The following is a 15,277-nucleotide window of genomic DNA, read 5'->3' as shown; positions in this document are numbered from 1 at the left end:
ATTCCGCTGTCGTGGAAGAGACCGCCGCCGTTCCGTCGTCAAGTGTCGGGCCCGGGCAGATCCGCTTCGCCGATGCCTGCCTGCCCGCGCTCGCGGCGGGCGACTACCGCCTGCGCATGAATCAGGAGGTACGCGCGGCGCCCCTCGTTCCCTTGCCGATGCACTCGGTGCCCTATGCGTCCGAACTGTTGTTCAGCGTCGATGGGCCGCGCTTCCGCCTCGAGCCGGCGGACATCCACGCCACCTATCCACCGCCGGGTGCGGCCGGCGCCTTCGCCGACGCGCTGCCACACGTGGTGTTCACCCGCCGCACGCTGCCTTGGGAGCGCACGCTCGACGGGGGGCCGCAGGGCGATCCGCCACGACCCTGGCTCGCCGTGCTGCTGCTCGGCGAGGACGAGTTGCTCGCCGGCGTGGAACAGGGCGAGGGCAGGGCGGTGGCAGCCTGTGTCCCGCCTCGTCCGCTGCCGGTGTGCGGCGGTGCGGACGGCAAGGAGGACAGCCTGCTCTTCGCGCGCGACCCGCAGGGCCGGAATCCTGCCCGGATCCGGGTCCCCGCACTCGGCCAGGAGGGGGCCGACCACGAGCGGCTGCTGGCCCGCCACGCTGGCGAGCGCTGCCAGGCGCTGGACCTGCCGGCGAATCTGTTCGCCGCGATCGCACCCCGGGATGCAGACCTGCCCTGGCTGGCCCATGCCCGGCTGATCGACACCGGCGACAAGGAGATCTTCCGCGGGCACGACCAGGGCTGGTATGCGGTGGCGATCGGCAATCGCATGCCGGCCGCGGGGGGCGCGCATCATGCCTTCCTGGTCTCGCTGGAGGGCTTCGCGGATGTGCTCGCCGACTTCAGCCGCCTCGACGGCTACACCAGCGTGCGCCTCGCGGTGCTCGCGAGCTGGCGTTTCGAGTGCGTCGGCAAGGGCGACTTCAAGGCACGGATGCGCGGGCTCGATGCGGGGGCCTTCGAGCGCGCACGGATCGCGGGCGAGCGCGCCGGGAGCGAAGGAGCGGGGACCGAAAGGACGGCAGCCGGGGTCGACGCCTGGCTCCACCTGCCACTGCCCGAGCCGGCCCTGGCGGCCGAATCGGCGCCGGCGCGCCTGCCCGGAGAGGCTCCGATGCCGGCCGCGCTGGTGCATGGCGCGCTCGCCCGCGGCTACGCTGCGTTCGATCATCGGCTCCGCCACGGCGAGCGGACGGTGTCCTGGTATCGCGGTCCGCTCGTGCCTCTGGAATACCCGCAGCCGCGCCTGGTGCAGCGGCTGGTGCGCTGCAGCGACGAGCTCCTGCGCTACGACCCGGAGTGCGGCATGTTCGACACCGCCTACGCCGGTGCCTGGCAGCTCGGTCGCCTGCTCGCACTGCAGAACCGCGGCTTCGTGCTCGCGCTCGAGCGTGTGCGGCTGGGCCTGCGGCGGCGGCTCGCCGAGCTGCGCCACGCCGCCCGCCTGGCCAGCCTCGTGCCCTGCGCGGGCGTGCGCGGCGAGCCCGACGATGGCGGGCGGCCCGGGCGGCTGCGCGAGGCGCTTGCGCTGGCTTGCGCAGAGGCGATCGAGGCTGGCGTCGGGGCCGGACGTGCCGGCCTCGGGCCGGGGCCGACCCCCATCGCGCCCGCGGCGTCGGCGCCCACGGCAGCGCCGGTGCTGCGGGCGACCGAACTCGAGGCCATGCTCGCCGAGGCCAGCGCCTGGCTCGGACGGTTGGTGCTGCTCTACGGCGTGCCGCTGCACAACCTGGTGCCCGACGAGGACATGCTGCCGCCGGAGACCCTGCGCTTCTTCTTCCTCGACCCGAACTGGATCCAGGCGCTGGTGCAGGGGGCATGCAGCGTGGGCAACGCGGATTGCGGCGATCTTCTGGTCAACCGGGTGATGCGCTTCTGCCTGTCGCCCACGGTGGGCGATCCCGCCGCGGAGACCGACCTGCCCATCGAGGTGGGCGCCGCGGGGGAGGCCGGACGCGCCGCGGCGAGCGTGCGCGCGCGCCTGCGTGCCGAATGCGAGGGGCGCGCAACGGCCTCGGCAAAAGCCTCGGAAAAGGCCTCGACAGCGTCGCCTGCCGGCCTGGCCTGGCCGCTCGGTGGCTTCCTGCTGCGCTCGGCGGTGGTCGAAGGCTGGCGCGGCCTGGAGGTCGAGGCGTGGCAGGGGGGCAACAAGCTGCCTGCGCTGCGCATCGAGCAGCTGGCCGACGACGTCATGCTCGCGCTCTTCAACGGCATGCCGGACACGGTCGAGATCCGCCAGCCGCGCGAGGGCCTGCACTTCGGGCTCAGCCCGACGGTCGGTGGCAGTGGCTTCACGCGCACGCGGCGCGACCCGCAGACCGGCGCGGCGCTCGTCGGGCGCCCGATCGATGTGCCGATGCGCGGCGTGCCGGAGCCAGGCGCGAATGTCCTCGGGGCCCCGGGGGTGATCGACATCGATGCGCTCGCCGGTGTGCTCCGTCCGGTGTCTGCACCTGGCGTCGCGCCGACCGCGTCCGCCTCAGCACCTGCCGCCGCTGGCGGCGCCGTGCCCGACGGAGTCGTCGCCGCGCAGCCCTTCGGCCCCGGCGCCTTTGCGATGCAGATGATCGAGGCGGCGGGGGCCTTCCGTTTCCAGATCGTTGCCGGAGGCGCGCGTGTCGGCTGACCCCTCCCGTCCCTTCCTGCTCGTACCGATGAACGTCGAGGCGCTCGCGGTGGGCGCGGCGAGTGCGGCGATCGATCTCGCGGCCGATTTTTCCGCGCTCGCCGAGGGGGGGCCCTGCCTGGGCAGCCTGCTCGCCCGCGAGCCTTTCCAGGAGACGCCGCAAGCGCTCGCACCCGGGGTCTATCTGCACTGGTCGCTGCCCGACGGCCTCACCCACGCCCCGGAGTCGGGCGAGGGCGAGGCCGTCGGGCAGCGCATGCCGGCGATTCCCAACCGCTGGCTCGTGCTGCGTTTCGGGGCTGCCGATGCCGCGTGCCGGGGCTGGGTGGTCGAGAGCGACACGCTGGTCGATGTGCGCGCGGGGCGTGCGTGGCCGCGCAGGGTCGCCGACGCGTCGGCGCCACTCGGGCCGGACGAGTTGCTCGTGCACCTGGGGCGCTGCGTGCCGCTCGAGGCCTGGTCCGAACACCACCCCGTGCGCCAGCCCGGCATCACCGCGCTCGGCTATGGCGATCCGGTGTTCGCGGCGAGCTTCCCGCACGGGCGCGGGGTGCTCGGCTTCCACGACGGGGAGGTGTGCGCCCTGCACGAGGGCGAACTCCACTACCTCGTGCTCGGCTGGTACTCCGCCGCCAAGGACGAGGATCCGCTCGCCGTCTGCCTGCACAAGGCGCGCTCGGCGCGCGACTGGGATGCATGGAAGGCCTTCTTCGAGGGCTGCGCATGGGTGTATCCGGGGCTCGATGAACTCCTGGTCAAGCACGAGGAGGGGCTCGAGGCAGAGGATCGGGCGCTGCAGGCCAGCGCGCACGCCCGCCGCGTCGCACAGCGTCGCCGCGGTGCCGTGCCGCGCGACGCGGCGCGCTGGCTCGCGAGCGAGTATGTCGAGGCGCGGCGCCAGGCGCAGGCGCGCAAGGCCGAGCTCGACACGGCCTGGCACCACCTGCCGGGGCAGATCCTGTGCCATGGCCTCCTCGCCGGGCTGCGCTGGCGCGGCCCGGCAGCGGTGTACGGCGGCCCGCCGCGCGATGCCCCCTTCCGCGCGGCCCTGGGCGAGGACGGCGCCGAGGCCATGGCGGCGCTGCTCGGCGCCCAGCCCGGCGTGCCGGCCGAGCACGCCGCCTACTTCGAGGCATTGCAGCACGACCTGGATCCGCTGCTCGAGCATCCGGGCGGGGCCGAGCGCCTGGCCCACGAACTGCATGTGCGCCGCTTTCAGCCGCTGTCGCGCGCCTCCGGCTGGGAGATCGCCGAGCGCGAGCCGGCCCCGCTGCGTGCCGGGCGCCCTGCACGCAAGGCCATCCCCGGCATCGTGCGGCGTGCGCTCGCCGCCCTGGAGCGACAGCAGCGCGCGGCCGACGCCGTCGCGCGCGAGCTGGACAGCCTCGGGCAGGCGTTCTACCTCGCCTGGTACCAGCGCGGCCTGGCCAGCTTCGACTGCGACGCCGAGGCGGTCGAGCGCTGGCGCGCCGAGGAGTCCGTGCTGCGCGCGAGGATCGCCTTGCAACGCGAGCGCCTCGCCGAGCGGGTCGATGCGCAGGGCATGCCGCGCGGGCGTCCGCTCGAGCGCGTGCGCGCGTTGGTCGAGTGCCTGCTGCCCGGCCACGAGTTGCGACGGGTCGACGGTGTGCGCTTCCATCGCCCGCGCGACCCGGTCCTGCTGCTCGCCGGAGCGGCCTTTGCCGACCCCGGGCGACATGGCACCGACGGTCGCCATCGCGCCGATGGTCGGCTGCACTGCCGGACCAGTACCCGCCTCGCCGAGGGCGGCCCTGCCGCCGCCAAGGATGAGGCCGTGATCGGCGCGATGGCGGGTCTCGATCTGCAGCGCCGTGGCATTCCGGCACCCGCGGCGGGCCTGCTGCGCGAGGCGATGCGCATCGCGCGTGCAGACGGGACAGTCGTTCCCCGTGCAGATGCAACCGACGCCGGCCCCTCGAACGCGCCACCCGCCGGCGGGTCCGGAACCGGTGCTCCCGGCAGCGCGGACCTGGCCCCCGCGGCGATCGCCTGCACGCGCTGGTGTGGCAACCCCTGGCTGCCGCTGCTGCTGCAGTGGCGGGTGTCGTGGAGCGAGCTCGCCGGGGCCGGGGAGGGGGCCGAGGCGCTCGCGGGGTGGCGGCTCGATGCGCGCGGCGACGGGTTCGAGCGCAGCGTCGACGCGGTCCCCGGGCGCGAGCACGTCTTCACCGGCACCTCGCTGATGACCCCCGGCGTGGCCGACGCGCTGCGGCGCCGCCTGGTCGAGGCCGGAATGGAGGTGGCCGCGATCGACGTCCTCGGGCAGAACCTCGACGGCCTGATGGACGGCCTGCTGGCCCGCTGCGCACGACCTGAACTTCCCCCGCTCGAGGCCGACGGCCCGGCGGGGCCGCTGCGTCCCGCGCCGCATGCCGCACAGCTCGAGGCTGCAGAATGGCTTTCGCCGCTGCGCAACGCGAGCCTGCTGCCGCTGCGCGCCGGCCTGCTGCGCATCGAGCGCCTGCGGGTGATCGACGCCTTCGGCCAGTTCATGGAGCTGCGGCCCGAGGGCGGAGGTGCCCTTCCAGTGCTGCTGCCGCCACGCCTGCGCGGGCCCGGCGGGGCTGCGCTGTTCGAGCCGCGTCTGGTGCAGGCCGCCCGCCTGGTGGTGGAATGGCCTGCAAGCGGGTGCGACGAGGGCAGCAAGCCGGGCGGAACCGCGCGGGAGCAGGACGATGCTACAGAGGAGCCCGGCGAGGGCGAGCCGTGCGGCTGGATCCTTCCCGATCGGGTCGGTGGCACGCTCGTGGTGCTCGACGGCGCGGGCAATCTGCTCGGGGCCCTGCAGGCGATGCGCGGCAAGGCGGACGCGCACGGCGTCGGTGGACGCGCCCGCCCGATCGACGGCTTCCGCTGGGTCACGACGCGCGGTCCGCACGCCGCCACGGCAGCGGAGGCGCAGGGCGAGGCCATGCTCGACCCGGCCGATCCTCTGGCCGAAAGCGGCGCCGATCCGGTCGTCCGTGCAGTCGTGCGCGAGCTGCTGCGCTGGCAGGGGGCGAGCGGGGCGCGTCTCGCCGACCTGCTCGACACCTTGCAGCAGGCGGCGGGCGAACTCCTGCCCGACGCCGACGACCCCGCTGTCGGGCTTCTCGTCGGACGGCCGCTGGCGCTGCTGCGCGCGCGCCTGCGGCTCGAGCTCGATGGCGCACCTGCCCACGACCCGGCGAGTGTTCAGGGTGGAGGCCACTGTGGCGGAGTCGGGGCGATCGAGTTTCCGCTGCGCCTGGGCGACTTCGACGGTAGCGCGGGGGACGGGCTCGCGGGCTTCTTCCTGGCCGACGAGCCGGGGCATTTCCACCCGGCCTGGGGCCTGCGCACCGGCGGGGGAAGGCCCGAGCTGCGCGACCGGGCCCAGCCCGTGGTCAGCATCGAGCGCCCGCTCGAGCTCATCCTCCTGATGGACCCGGAGCGCGGTTTCACGGTGACCAGCGCGGTCCTCCCGCGCGCGAGCTTCCGGCCGCCCGGCGCGTGCGAGCGCGTGCGTGCGCGTTCGCTGATGTTCTTCACCGGCCCGGTGCTGGGTGCGCGCGACGAGCTGCGCATGCCGCGGCCGTCGGACCTCTATGGGCAGTGGTCGTGGAACCATCACCCGCGCGTGGGCGTGCGCGAGGAGCGCGAGATCATCGACACCGCGGCGAGCGGCAGCGTCGCCTTCCCGTCCGGGCTCGCGCTGGCCGAGGGCTGGCTGCGGCTCGAAGCGGTCGCGCTGGCGATCGACGGCTTCGGGGTGGTCGAAGCTGCGACCGCCGCGTCGGCGGGCGGGGCCGCGCAGGATGCGGCGGAGGGCTTCGAGCTTCCCAGGGGCGTGCCCGCCACGCTCGTGTGGACGGTGAGCGGCGCCGACGCCATCGAGCTGAGCGCACCGGACGGGCGCGTGCTGCTGCGCACCGCGGTGGCGCCCCTGCCCTCGACCTGGGTGCTGGCGCATCCGCAGGCCGGCCGCTACCGCCTGCGCGCATGGCGTCGGCTCGCCACCTCGGACCGCGACTCGCCACCGGCGTGCCGCATCGCCGAGGTGGCGCTGCGACTGCGGAGGCGGGCATGACGGACGACGCCATGGGGCTGCTGGCCCGCCTCGACAGCCTGGGCGACTTCGTCGTCGGCGCGCGTTCGGCAGCCAATCGGCTGACGCTGCGGATCGACTACCGCGGCGACGCGGCGCTTGCGCGCACGCGCTGGCCGGCGCTCGTCCTGCGTGGCGGGGTCGGCGGCGGGGAGGGCGACCTGGTGCGGAGCGCGGCGCAACTGCGGCGCTGGACCTGCCAGGCGCCGGCGGGCTGGGTGGCGCAGTGGCGGCTGCCGCCGCAGCGGCCGGAGCGCTGCGAGCTATGGTTGCTGCGCCGCGGCGAAGTCCTGCTGCGGCCCGGCGACGCCCTCGAGGTGGTCCTGTCGGGCGCGGTCTCGGACGCGCAGCCCGGCCTTGCGGCGCTCGCGCTCGGGCTGCAGGCGAGCGGCGATGCGGCCGCCACGGCGGCGATTGCGCTGCGGCTCGCCAAGCGTGCATCGGCCGCGGGCGTGCTCGACTTTGCCTGCGTGCCGGACCAGGCCGCGGTGAACCTGCCCGGCGACGTCGTCGAGCTGCGCTGGCGCACCTGCGGGCTGGCGGGCCTGAGCTTGCTGCGTGACGGCCTGTGCATCGCCGAAGGTGTCCCGGACGAAGGGGGGCGGCGCGTCGTGGTGGGGGTTGCGGATGCCGAGTTCGTGCTGCGGGGCTGGGACGGAGCGGGCGAGCGTCACGAGGCGAGATTGCGCGTGCGCGCCTTGCGGCCGGGCTGGCAGCGCTGGCCCTGCGTGCTGGCGACGCGGGAGGGCCGCAGGCTGGCCATGCCCGCCCTCGCCGATACGAGCGCACAAGCGGTGCCGCTGCGCCTGTTCGGAATTGCCGGCGGCAAGTTGTACGCGAGCGTCGCGTTGCCCGGGGGGGGCGGCTCGCGCGTGCTGCTGTGTCGCACGCACCATGCGTTGGGGCCCTGGGAGCCGGTGGGTGCGCAGGGGGTGACCGAGGGGGCAACTGCGGTGGCAACTGAGGGGGCAGGCCCGTTCGTGGCCTTCCCGCCTGGCTGCGAGCGCTTGCCCGGGGCCTTGTTCCGCGGTCGCCTGTGGCTCTTTGGCGGCATGTCCGGCACGGAGGGGCGCTGCGGAAACCGGGTGTGGAGCCTCGACGTCGGTGCCCGTGAACCGCGCTGGCGGGATCACGGCGAGGCCTCCTGGTGCGCCCGGCGGGCACACGGCGTGGCGGTGTTCGAGGATCGCCTGTGGGTGTTCGGCGGCATCGACTCCGCCGGCGCGCCGCTCGACGACGCCTGGGCGGCGACGCAGAAGCCTGCCGAGGACGAGAAGCCTGCCGAAAATGCCGCGGGGCCGGCCCTGGACTGGAAGGAGCAGCCCGCGGGGGGGCCGTGCGAGCGTCCGCGCGGCGCCGCCCAGCCGGCGGTTCACGGTGGGCGGGTGTGGCTGTTCGGCAGGACAGGATCGAAGCGTGCCGCGGAGGAGGGCTGCGAACCGGGGCGGGAGTCCGACCAGGAACGCAGCGAGTGTTTCGACCTGTGGTCGTTCGACGGCCAGCGCTGGGAGCGCAGCTTCCTGCTCGGTGACCTGATCGACGGGCGGGTGCTTGCCGCCGCGCTGGCGAGCGACGGGTGCAGTCTGCACGTCTTCGCATGGCTGGACCGTTGCGGCGAACCGGATGGCGGCGACGCCGAGCGGGTCGAGGCCATCGCGCTGCGCCTGGTGGATGCGCCCGCGAAGCGCTGGGCAGTGCTGCCCTGCGGGGATCTGCAGCGCCTGGTTCCGGCGGAGATCGAGGATTTCCAGGTGCAGGCGCTACGCGCCGGCGCATTGGTGGTCCACCTGCACCCCGCGGAGAACGAATGCGCGGCGGACCGTGCGCTGCGACTGTACTTCCCGGCCTAGGCGCGACGCCGCCGGGATGCGCAAGGGGAGGACGGGATGAAGCTGCGATCACTGCACATCTGCCTGGCGCTGCTCGCGCTGGTGCCCGCCATGCTGCCGGCGGCCGAGCGCACGGTGGCTGCGGCGGAACCGGGGAGCGTGGCGTTTGCGGGCAGCTCGGCGGTTTCCACGACCCTCCTCGAGGCGCGCGATCCCCCGCCTGCATCGACGGCCGAGGCGGCAACAGGGGGTGAGCATTACTGGCTTCGGCCCGGCAACGGCGTGAGACTGGCGTTCGACCTCGACAGCCTGCCCGCCGGCTTGTCGGCGGCGCAGATGCGGCGCTGCGTGCTGCGCGTGGTGGCGAGCGAGGTGCGATATGTGCGCGAGCACGAGGCGGTCGCCGCCGTGGTCGAGCTGGCGGTGCGGCGCGTGGGCGAGACGCGTCCGCTCGCCGCGCTGCGCGACCTGCGACCCGACCGTCCGGTGTCCCTGAACCCCGACAACGGCCGCCTGTGCGAGGCCGTCGCCGAGGCGGCCGCGGCGCCGGCCCGTCGCCTGGAGCTCGAGCTCTACACCGCCACCGCCAGGGCGAGCAGCCTGCTGCACGGCCGGGCGCCGGCGGAGGACACGATTCGCCACGCCTCGAGTGCGCCGCGCCTGGTCATCCAGTACGCGCCCGACGCGGTGGCGGCCGCGGCTGCGACGGGTTGGCACCAGCCGCAGCACGACGCCGGCCACAGCGGCCGTGGCGATTCCAACCCGGCGCACGGCCCGAGCGGTTTCGAACTGCAAGCGCTGCCCTTGCCCGCCGTCGGCGAGGACGCCGGCCCCGGCGTGCTCGCAGAGCGTCCGCTGCTGTGGCGCGATCAGGTGATCGCGGTGCTAAAGCGGGGCAAGCGCAATTTTCTGGTCGTGCTCGATGGCATGGGGGCCTTGCTGTGGTCGAGCGAGATCGGCGGCGGGGTCGTGCAGCGCGCGCCGGTCATCGGCCCGCAGGGCTTGCTCTATCTGGTCACCGAGGATGCCGTGCGCGCCTGGGACCTCGAGGCCCGCGGCGCCTTGCGCCACCGCTTTGTGCTACCGGAGCTCGCCCCGCAGATGCCGGTGCGCCTGGCGCCCTTCACCAAACCGACCGTGGGCGAGGACGGCAGCCTCTACCTCGTGCTCGGGGACGGCGTGGATGGCGTGCTCGGCCTCGACGCGCGGTTGCGCCCCTTCCTGTTCTTCGGACTGCACGAGGATGCGGGGACGATCACGCCGGGCAGCCCGGCGCTGAGCATCGATGGCCGATACGTGGCGGTCCCGAACGGCGAGGGCGCGGTACTCATCGATCTGCACGACCCCGCCGAGGCCGAGCGCCTCGCCTTCGGCGACGGCGCAGCCGTGTCCGGCTGGAGGCATCACCTGCCGGTGGCCGGCATGCGCGCGGGCGAGTGGATCTTCTCGGGCTACGACGCGGAGGACGGCACGGGAACCGTGTGGGCCTTCGCCGGGCGCGCGCCGCGCTGGCAGGCGAGCGGCGGGACGAGCACGCAGCCGGTGCTGGCGCCCGACGGCCGCGTGTGCTTCGTCCAGGATGGGACGCTGAACGTGCGTGGATTCGGGCCGGGCGATGCCGGCCGGCGCTTCGGTGACGGGCTGTGCGCAAGCTCGAATCCGGTCATGGATGGCGCAGGCAACCTCTTCTTCTGGTGCAGCGGTACGCTCCACGGCTTCGCGCCCGACGGGCGGGCCTTGTTCGCCGGGCAGCGCTTCGCAGACGGGCCGGAAGAAAACCTCGCGCTCGCGCTCGGTGCGGACGGCAGCCTGTGGACCGCCAACGCGAACGGCGGCGAACTGTTCGTCTTCCGGCCGCGCTTCTCGCCACCGCCGGCGCCGCCTGCGGCCCGGCACCAGCGGCGTTGATGTGGCGCAGGCGTCGTTGAGACGGTGCCGCGCGCTGAAGCGCCGCGCGTCGCACCGTCCAGACAGTGCCGGAAGTTGCGCGGCGCCTTGTGAACAGACTGGTGCGAGGCAGCGCCGGCCAGCCGTCAGGTCACCACCGTCGGCCCTTCCATGCCGCTGTGCCTGCGGATGCCGGCGACCTCGTCGGCGATGCGGATGAGCGCGCCGAGCGCCTGCTGCACCGGCTGGTCGTGGCGGGCCGGGTCGGCATCGAACCGCTCCAGGTACACGCGCAGCGTGGCGCCCTCAGTGCCGGTGCCCGACAGGCGGAACACGATGCGGCTGCCGTCGGCGAAAAGCAGGCGCACGCCCTGGCGGGTGCTGACCGAGCCGTCGACCGGGTCGGTGTAGGCGAAGTCGTCGGCGCTGGCGATGCGCAGGCCGTCGCCGCAGTCGCGTCCGGCGAGCGCGGGCAGGCTCGCGCGCAGCTCGGCCATCAGCGCGTCGGCGCGCTCGCTGGGGATGCCCTCCCAGTCGTGGCGCGAGTAGTAGTGGCGGCCGAAGCGCGCCCAGTGCGCGCGCACCAGATCTTCCACCGAGCGCCCGGTGGTGGCGAGCAGGTTGAGCCAGAACAGCACCGCCCACAGGCCGTCCTTTTCGCGCACGTGGTTCGAGCCGGTGCCGTAGCTCTCCTCGCCGCACAGCGTGGCCTGGCCGGCGTCGAGCAGGTTGCCGAAGAACTTCCAGCCGGTGGGCGTCTCGTGGCAGGGGATGCCGAGCGCCGCGGCGACCTTGTCGGCGGCGCGCGAGGTCGGCATCGAGCGCGCGATGCCGGCCAGCCCGGTGCGATAGCCGGGCACCCGGGTGGCGTGCTCGGCGAGCACCGCCAGGCTGTCGGACGGGGTGACCACGAAGTCGCGGCCGAGGATCATGTTGCGGTCGGCGTCGCCGTCCGAGGCCGCGCCGAAGTCGGGCGCGCCGGGGCCGGACATCGCCGCCATCAGCTCGGCGGCGTGCGCCGGATTGGGGTCGGGATGGTGGCCGCCGAAATCCTCCAGCGGCTCGCCGTTGATCACGGTGCCGGCGGGGGCGCCGAGCTGGCCTTCGAGGATCGCGCGCGCGTACGGCCCGCTCACCGCGCTCATGGCGTCGAAGCGCATGCGGTGGCCGGCGGCGAACCAGGCGCGCATGGCGTCGAAGTCGAAGAGCTGCTGCATCAGCTCGGCGTAGTCGGCGACCGGGTCGATCACCTCCACGGTCATGCCGCCCAGGGTGCGCGTGCCGAGGGTGTCGAAGTCGATGTCCGCGCCCGCGTCCTCGATGCGGTACTCGGCAATCTCCGTGCTGCGCGCGTAGATCGCCTCGGTGAGCTTCTCCGGCGCGGGGCCGCCGTTGGCGGCGTTGTACTTGATGCCGAAGTCGCCCTCCGGTCCGCCCGGGTTGTGGCTGGCCGACAGGATCAGCCCGCCGAAGGCGCCACGACCGCGGATCACCGCGCTCACCGCCGGCGTCGACAGCAGCCCACCCCGGCCCACCAGCACGCGGGCGAAGCCGTTGGCCGCCGCCATGCGCAGGATGGTGCAGACCGCGACGCGGTTGTGGAAGCGGCCGTCACCCCCCAGCACCAGGGTCTGGCCTTCGTGGCCGGGCAGGGTGTCGAACACCGCCTGCACGAAGTTCTCGAGGTAGTGCGGCTGCTGGAAGACGGCGACCTTCTTGCGCAGGCCGGAGGTGCCGGGGCGCTGGCCGGGGAAGGGGCGGGTGGGGACGGTCTGGATGCTCATGGATGCTCGCGGCGGTTTGTGGGCGCGGAAGGCTTGGCGGTGGCCGAGGCGGGTCGCGTCGGCGTGTCGTGGAGGGGCGGCCTCGGAAGGCCGGTATTGAACGTGTTTGCGGCGAAGTTCTCAAGTGCTGCGCGGGGTCGGCGCGTGCGTGCAGCCACGCGGGACGATGGGACGCCGCCCCGGTGCATCGCGGTCAGCGGCTCATGGCTTGCGGATTCGATCGCTGATGATGCCCAGGCCTGCCGCCACGGCGACGATCAAACCCAGCAGCGGCGGCCAGCCGAGCTTTCCGCTCCAGGCGATCACGATCAGCGCTGCCGCGGGCGCGACGACCGCCGCGACGAACAGGTTGAACAAGGCATTCCACATTTCGGCACCCCATCGGCGGTGGTCCTGACGAGCACAGGGGCGGGAAGGCTTGATCGGGATGGGTTAATCGTGGTCTGTCCCCGATTTTCCCACATGTAGACGAGAGCGGACGCACCGACCGGCTCTTCGAGGCGCTGGCCTCGTATCTGGAACGACGGGACGACAGCGCGGTCAAGGCGTGACGCGTCGTCGTTCGGCGGGGGGCGTCCCCGATGCTCGCCTTGATCTGAGCCATAGCGAGCAAGGCTGACGGCTAAAGGGATAATCGGGGTCTGCCCCCGTTTTTCTCGATTCTCGCCTTTATTTGAGCTATAAACGGAGCTATATTTGTAGCTCTTTAAAGGAGGTGGCTGTGGATGCGATCTATGCCGATTTCTCGGTCAGCATGTCCGAGTTCAAGAAGAACCCCGCACAGGTCCTGCGTACGGCCGGGGAAAAGCCCGTGGCGGTTCTCAACCACAATCGTCCTGCCTTCTACATGGTGACGCCGAAGCTGTTCGAGGCGCTGATCGAGGAGTTGGCAGACCGCGACCTGGTCGAGCTTGCGCGGCAGCGACTGGCCAAGAAAGCTGAGGCGATCGAGGTCGATCTTGAGCAGCTCTGAATCGCCGCCGCCGCGCTATCGACTGAAGTTCCTGCCCGACGCCCTCGACGAATGGAACGCTCTCGACGGCAGCGTCAAGGAAGTGCTCAAGAAACTGCTGAGGAAGCGTCTGGAGCATCCCAGGGTGCCAGGGGCTGAGCTTCATGGCGATCTGCGTGACTGCTACAAGATCAAGTTGCGCAAGCAAGGCTACCGGCTCGTTTACCAGGTCGAAGAAGGTGTGCTGACCGTTCTCGTTCTTGCAGTGGCGAAGCGCGAAGACATGGCCGCGTATCGCGCCGCTGTGGATCGCCTGTTGTCCGGTTGACGCCGCCCAACCGGAGGGATAATCGGGGTCTGTCCCCGTTTTCCGTTCACGGCGTTGGATGTTTCTTGACCCACTCGCGCAGGGCGTCGTTCATTCGCGTCTGCCACCCCGGCCCGCCCGCGCGGAAGGCCTCGAGGATGTCGTGGTCGATGCGGATCGCGACCTGCTCCTTGGTGCCTGATCCGACAGGCCGTCCGCGCTTGCGCCGCGCGGCATCGATTCCTGCGGCCAGCTCGACTGCAGCGGCGGGACGGTCATCCTCATCCGAGCCGTCCCACACAAAATCCTGCGCTGGCGGGATGGCGCGTACCGCCTCCAGCACAGCCTTACGTTTCATCGCATTCGTTTTCGAGCCACTCATCGCATACCTCGCGTTGTTCACGACTTGCCCGGCGAAAGCTGATCACGCGCGTCGCACCACTGCGCCCGGTATGCACCACCGTCAACACCGCCATAAAGGCGCCGACAAGCGACCTTAGCCCTGCAGCCGATACGCACCGTCCTCAGGCAACACCGTGCCGAGCTCTTCCAGCGCTTTGAGCACCGCCTGCACGCCGGCGCGGGGCGTGCGCTTGAGGCGGGTGGCGATGGCCTCGGCGGGGAGCGGCTGGTGGGCGAGCGTGCTGCGCACGGCGGCGACCTGTTCGCGCGTAACCGGGGTACGTCCCCGTTATTCCTTAATTGCGATCCGCAGCATCGAGCCGATCCAGAACCGCGAGCGCCGCGCGGACGTCACCCGTCGCCGCAACGGCGCGAAAGTGATTCTCCGTATCCCATGCGGCCAGCGCCTGCGCGCCGAGTTCTTCGATCAGCTTGTTCATGCTCTGCCCGCGGCTACGCGCCAGCGCCTTGAGCCTCGCGGCGGTGTCATCAGGCAAACGAATCGTCAACGTACTCATGGCCACTCCTTCAATGCTTCAGCCGGCGTCATCACGCGCAGCGCGCCCAGCTTTAGTTCACCCCGCCCGACATCCCGAACGTTGTGGGTGATGATCGCAGCTGCATTCCCGGCAAGTGCAAGTTCGAAAAGATGATTGTCGCCCTCGTCGGGCAGGTTCGGGCGCCACCCGAAATAGACCGAAACCCATCGACCGCGCCGTGCAAGTGCAGCCAGAACCCGCTGTCGTTCGGTCAAGGTTGTTGCATCGCCCCACACCGGCCGACCAAGGAGGTCGTTGTATTCCAGCCAGAGTGCGTTTCCGAACAATGGCTGAAAATTGCCTTCCAAGGCCCGGCGCAGCACCTGTCGCGATGCACCTCCCGCGGATCGCAAAGCTGCGACGAAGACATTCGTATCGATGACGACTGGCACGATATTGACAGCATAGGTGCTGTCAGATTCCCGGACAAGACGGCTCATTGACTCACCCCTGCAAGCGATACGTGCCGCCCTCGTGCGCCACCATGCCCAGCTCTTCCAGCGCTTCGAGCACGGCCTGCACGCCGGCGCGGGGGGTGCGCTTGAAGCGGGCGGCGATGGCCTCGGCGGGGAGCGGCTGGTGCGCGAGCGCGCTGCGCACGGCGGCGACCTGTTCGCGCATGTTCTTGGGCCAGGTCGCCTTGCCGGCGGCGGCGGGGGCTGCAGCGGATTCGGCCTCGTCGGCGGGGCCGAAGTCGGCTTCGACCTGGCTTGGGACGGCAGTGGCGGAAGTGGCGCCGGGGTTCTGGTAGTCGGGGCGCAGCCAGCGGATGTGGCCGCGGGCTTCTTCGGCGGCGCGCACGGCGTTGAGTTCGACGAGGCGGCGCAGCAGTTCTTCCTCGGCGGCGGCCTGGGCTT

13 protein-coding genes are annotated in these 15,277 nt (G+C 72.3%); 6 read left to right on the top strand and 7 right to left on the bottom strand.

Going from position 1 to position 15,277, the window contains the following annotated elements:
• The first annotated feature begins 11 nt into the window (after window positions 1-11).
• From TMZ1T_RS13130 to TMZ1T_RS13115, 4 genes are read left to right on the top strand one after another with little or no spacing between them, the layout of a single operon-like run.
• Entirely contained in the window at window positions 12-2,633 is a 2,622-nt protein-coding gene (locus TMZ1T_RS13130) for a hypothetical protein (protein WP_041589670.1), read from the top strand.
• The gene (locus tag TMZ1T_RS13125) at window positions 2,623-6,702 is read left to right on the top strand and encodes a hypothetical protein (protein WP_012585657.1); all 4,080 of its coding nucleotides are present in this window, start codon (window positions 2,623-2,625) and stop codon (window positions 6,700-6,702) included. The genes TMZ1T_RS13130 and TMZ1T_RS13125 overlap by 11 nt, the downstream gene beginning before the upstream one ends.
• Window positions 6,699-8,570 carry a hypothetical protein gene (locus TMZ1T_RS13120; RefSeq protein ID WP_012585656.1) on the top strand — a complete coding sequence of 624 codons (1,872 nt, stop codon included), beginning with the start codon at window positions 6,699-6,701 and terminating at the stop codon, window positions 8,568-8,570. Before TMZ1T_RS13125 ends, TMZ1T_RS13120 begins: the two co-directional genes overlap by 4 nt.
• Before the next feature lie 36 nt (window positions 8,571-8,606).
• Complete coding sequence (locus TMZ1T_RS13115) at window positions 8,607-10,457, top strand: hypothetical protein (RefSeq protein ID WP_012585655.1); 1,851 nt, start codon at window positions 8,607-8,609, stop codon at window positions 10,455-10,457.
• A 125-nt stretch (window positions 10,458-10,582) separates the two neighbouring features.
• Here TMZ1T_RS13115 and TMZ1T_RS13110 read toward each other — a convergent pair whose 3' ends face one another.
• Window positions 10,583-12,220 (bottom strand): alpha-D-glucose phosphate-specific phosphoglucomutase, encoded by a 1,638-nt coding sequence (locus TMZ1T_RS13110; RefSeq protein WP_012585654.1) that lies wholly within the window; start codon window positions 12,218-12,220, stop codon window positions 10,583-10,585.
• 201 nt (window positions 12,221-12,421) lie between these two features.
• The gene (locus TMZ1T_RS21355) at window positions 12,422-12,577 is read right to left on the bottom strand and encodes a hypothetical protein (protein WP_187283066.1); all 156 of its coding nucleotides are present in this window, start codon (window positions 12,575-12,577) and stop codon (window positions 12,422-12,424) included.
• A gap of 364 nt (window positions 12,578-12,941) precedes the next feature.
• Here TMZ1T_RS21355 and TMZ1T_RS13105 point away from each other — a divergent pair, with 364 nt between their 5' ends.
• The gene (locus TMZ1T_RS13105; RefSeq protein ID WP_012585652.1) at window positions 12,942-13,193 is read left to right on the top strand and encodes a type II toxin-antitoxin system prevent-host-death family antitoxin; all 252 of its coding nucleotides are present in this window, start codon (window positions 12,942-12,944) and stop codon (window positions 13,191-13,193) included.
• The gene (locus tag TMZ1T_RS13100; RefSeq protein WP_012585651.1) at window positions 13,180-13,500 is read left to right on the top strand and encodes a type II toxin-antitoxin system RelE family toxin; all 321 of its coding nucleotides are present in this window, start codon (window positions 13,180-13,182) and stop codon (window positions 13,498-13,500) included. Before TMZ1T_RS13105 ends, TMZ1T_RS13100 begins: the two co-directional genes overlap by 14 nt.
• Before the next feature lie 46 nt (window positions 13,501-13,546).
• Here the strand turns inward: TMZ1T_RS13100 and TMZ1T_RS13095 are convergent, their stop codons facing one another.
• The 5 genes from TMZ1T_RS13095 to TMZ1T_RS21600 form a co-directional block, all read right to left on the bottom strand.
• Window positions 13,547-13,861 carry a BrnA antitoxin family protein gene (locus TMZ1T_RS13095; protein ID WP_012585650.1) on the bottom strand — a complete coding sequence of 105 codons (315 nt, stop codon included), beginning with the start codon at window positions 13,859-13,861 and terminating at the stop codon, window positions 13,547-13,549.
• Window positions 13,862-13,975: 114 nt separating this feature from the next.
• Window positions 13,976-14,131 carry a hypothetical protein gene (locus TMZ1T_RS21350; protein WP_012585649.1) on the bottom strand — a complete coding sequence of 52 codons (156 nt, stop codon included), beginning with the start codon at window positions 14,129-14,131 and terminating at the stop codon, window positions 13,976-13,978.
• A gap of 46 nt (window positions 14,132-14,177) precedes the next feature.
• Window positions 14,178-14,399: a ribbon-helix-helix protein, CopG family gene (locus TMZ1T_RS13090; RefSeq protein WP_012585648.1), complete on the bottom strand. Its 222-nt coding sequence runs from the start codon at window positions 14,397-14,399 to the stop codon at window positions 14,178-14,180.
• Entirely contained in the window at window positions 14,396-14,860 is a 465-nt protein-coding gene (locus TMZ1T_RS20610; RefSeq protein ID WP_012585647.1) for a putative toxin-antitoxin system toxin component, PIN family, read from the bottom strand. Before TMZ1T_RS20610 ends, TMZ1T_RS13090 begins: the two co-directional genes overlap by 4 nt.
• A 4-nt stretch (window positions 14,861-14,864) precedes the next feature.
• Window positions 14,865-15,221, bottom strand: coding sequence for a helix-turn-helix domain-containing protein (locus TMZ1T_RS21600; RefSeq protein WP_012585646.1), 357 nt, complete (start codon window positions 15,219-15,221; stop codon window positions 14,865-14,867).
• Between the last annotated feature and the right edge of the window lie 56 nt (window positions 15,222-15,277).

It is taken from the genome of Thauera aminoaromatica, assembly GCF_000021765.1.
Lineage (GTDB): Bacteria > Pseudomonadota > Gammaproteobacteria > Burkholderiales > Rhodocyclaceae > Thauera > Thauera aminoaromatica.
The sequence above is the reverse complement of the archived record's forward strand: the minus strand, read 5'-3'. Positions and strand labels throughout refer to the sequence as shown.

What these genes read in the sequence shown, in the direction of transcription:
- TMZ1T_RS13095 (WP_012585650.1), bottom strand. Translation starts at nt 13,861, where the DNA reads ATGAGTGGCTCGAAAACGAATGCGATGAAACGTAAGGCTGTGCTGGAG.
- TMZ1T_RS13120 (WP_012585656.1), top strand. Translation starts at nt 6,699, where the DNA reads ATGACGGACGACGCCATGGGGCTGCTGGCCCGCCTCGACAGCCTGGGC.
- TMZ1T_RS20610 (WP_012585647.1), bottom strand. Translation starts at nt 14,860, where the DNA reads ATGAGCCGTCTTGTCCGGGAATCTGACAGCACCTATGCTGTCAATATC.
- TMZ1T_RS13090 (WP_012585648.1), bottom strand. Translation starts at nt 14,399, where the DNA reads ATGAGTACGTTGACGATTCGTTTGCCTGATGACACCGCCGCGAGGCTC.
- TMZ1T_RS13110 (WP_012585654.1), bottom strand. Translation starts at nt 12,220, where the DNA reads ATGAGCATCCAGACCGTCCCCACCCGCCCCTTCCCCGGCCAGCGCCCC.
- TMZ1T_RS13115 (WP_012585655.1), top strand. Translation starts at nt 8,607, where the DNA reads ATGAAGCTGCGATCACTGCACATCTGCCTGGCGCTGCTCGCGCTGGTG.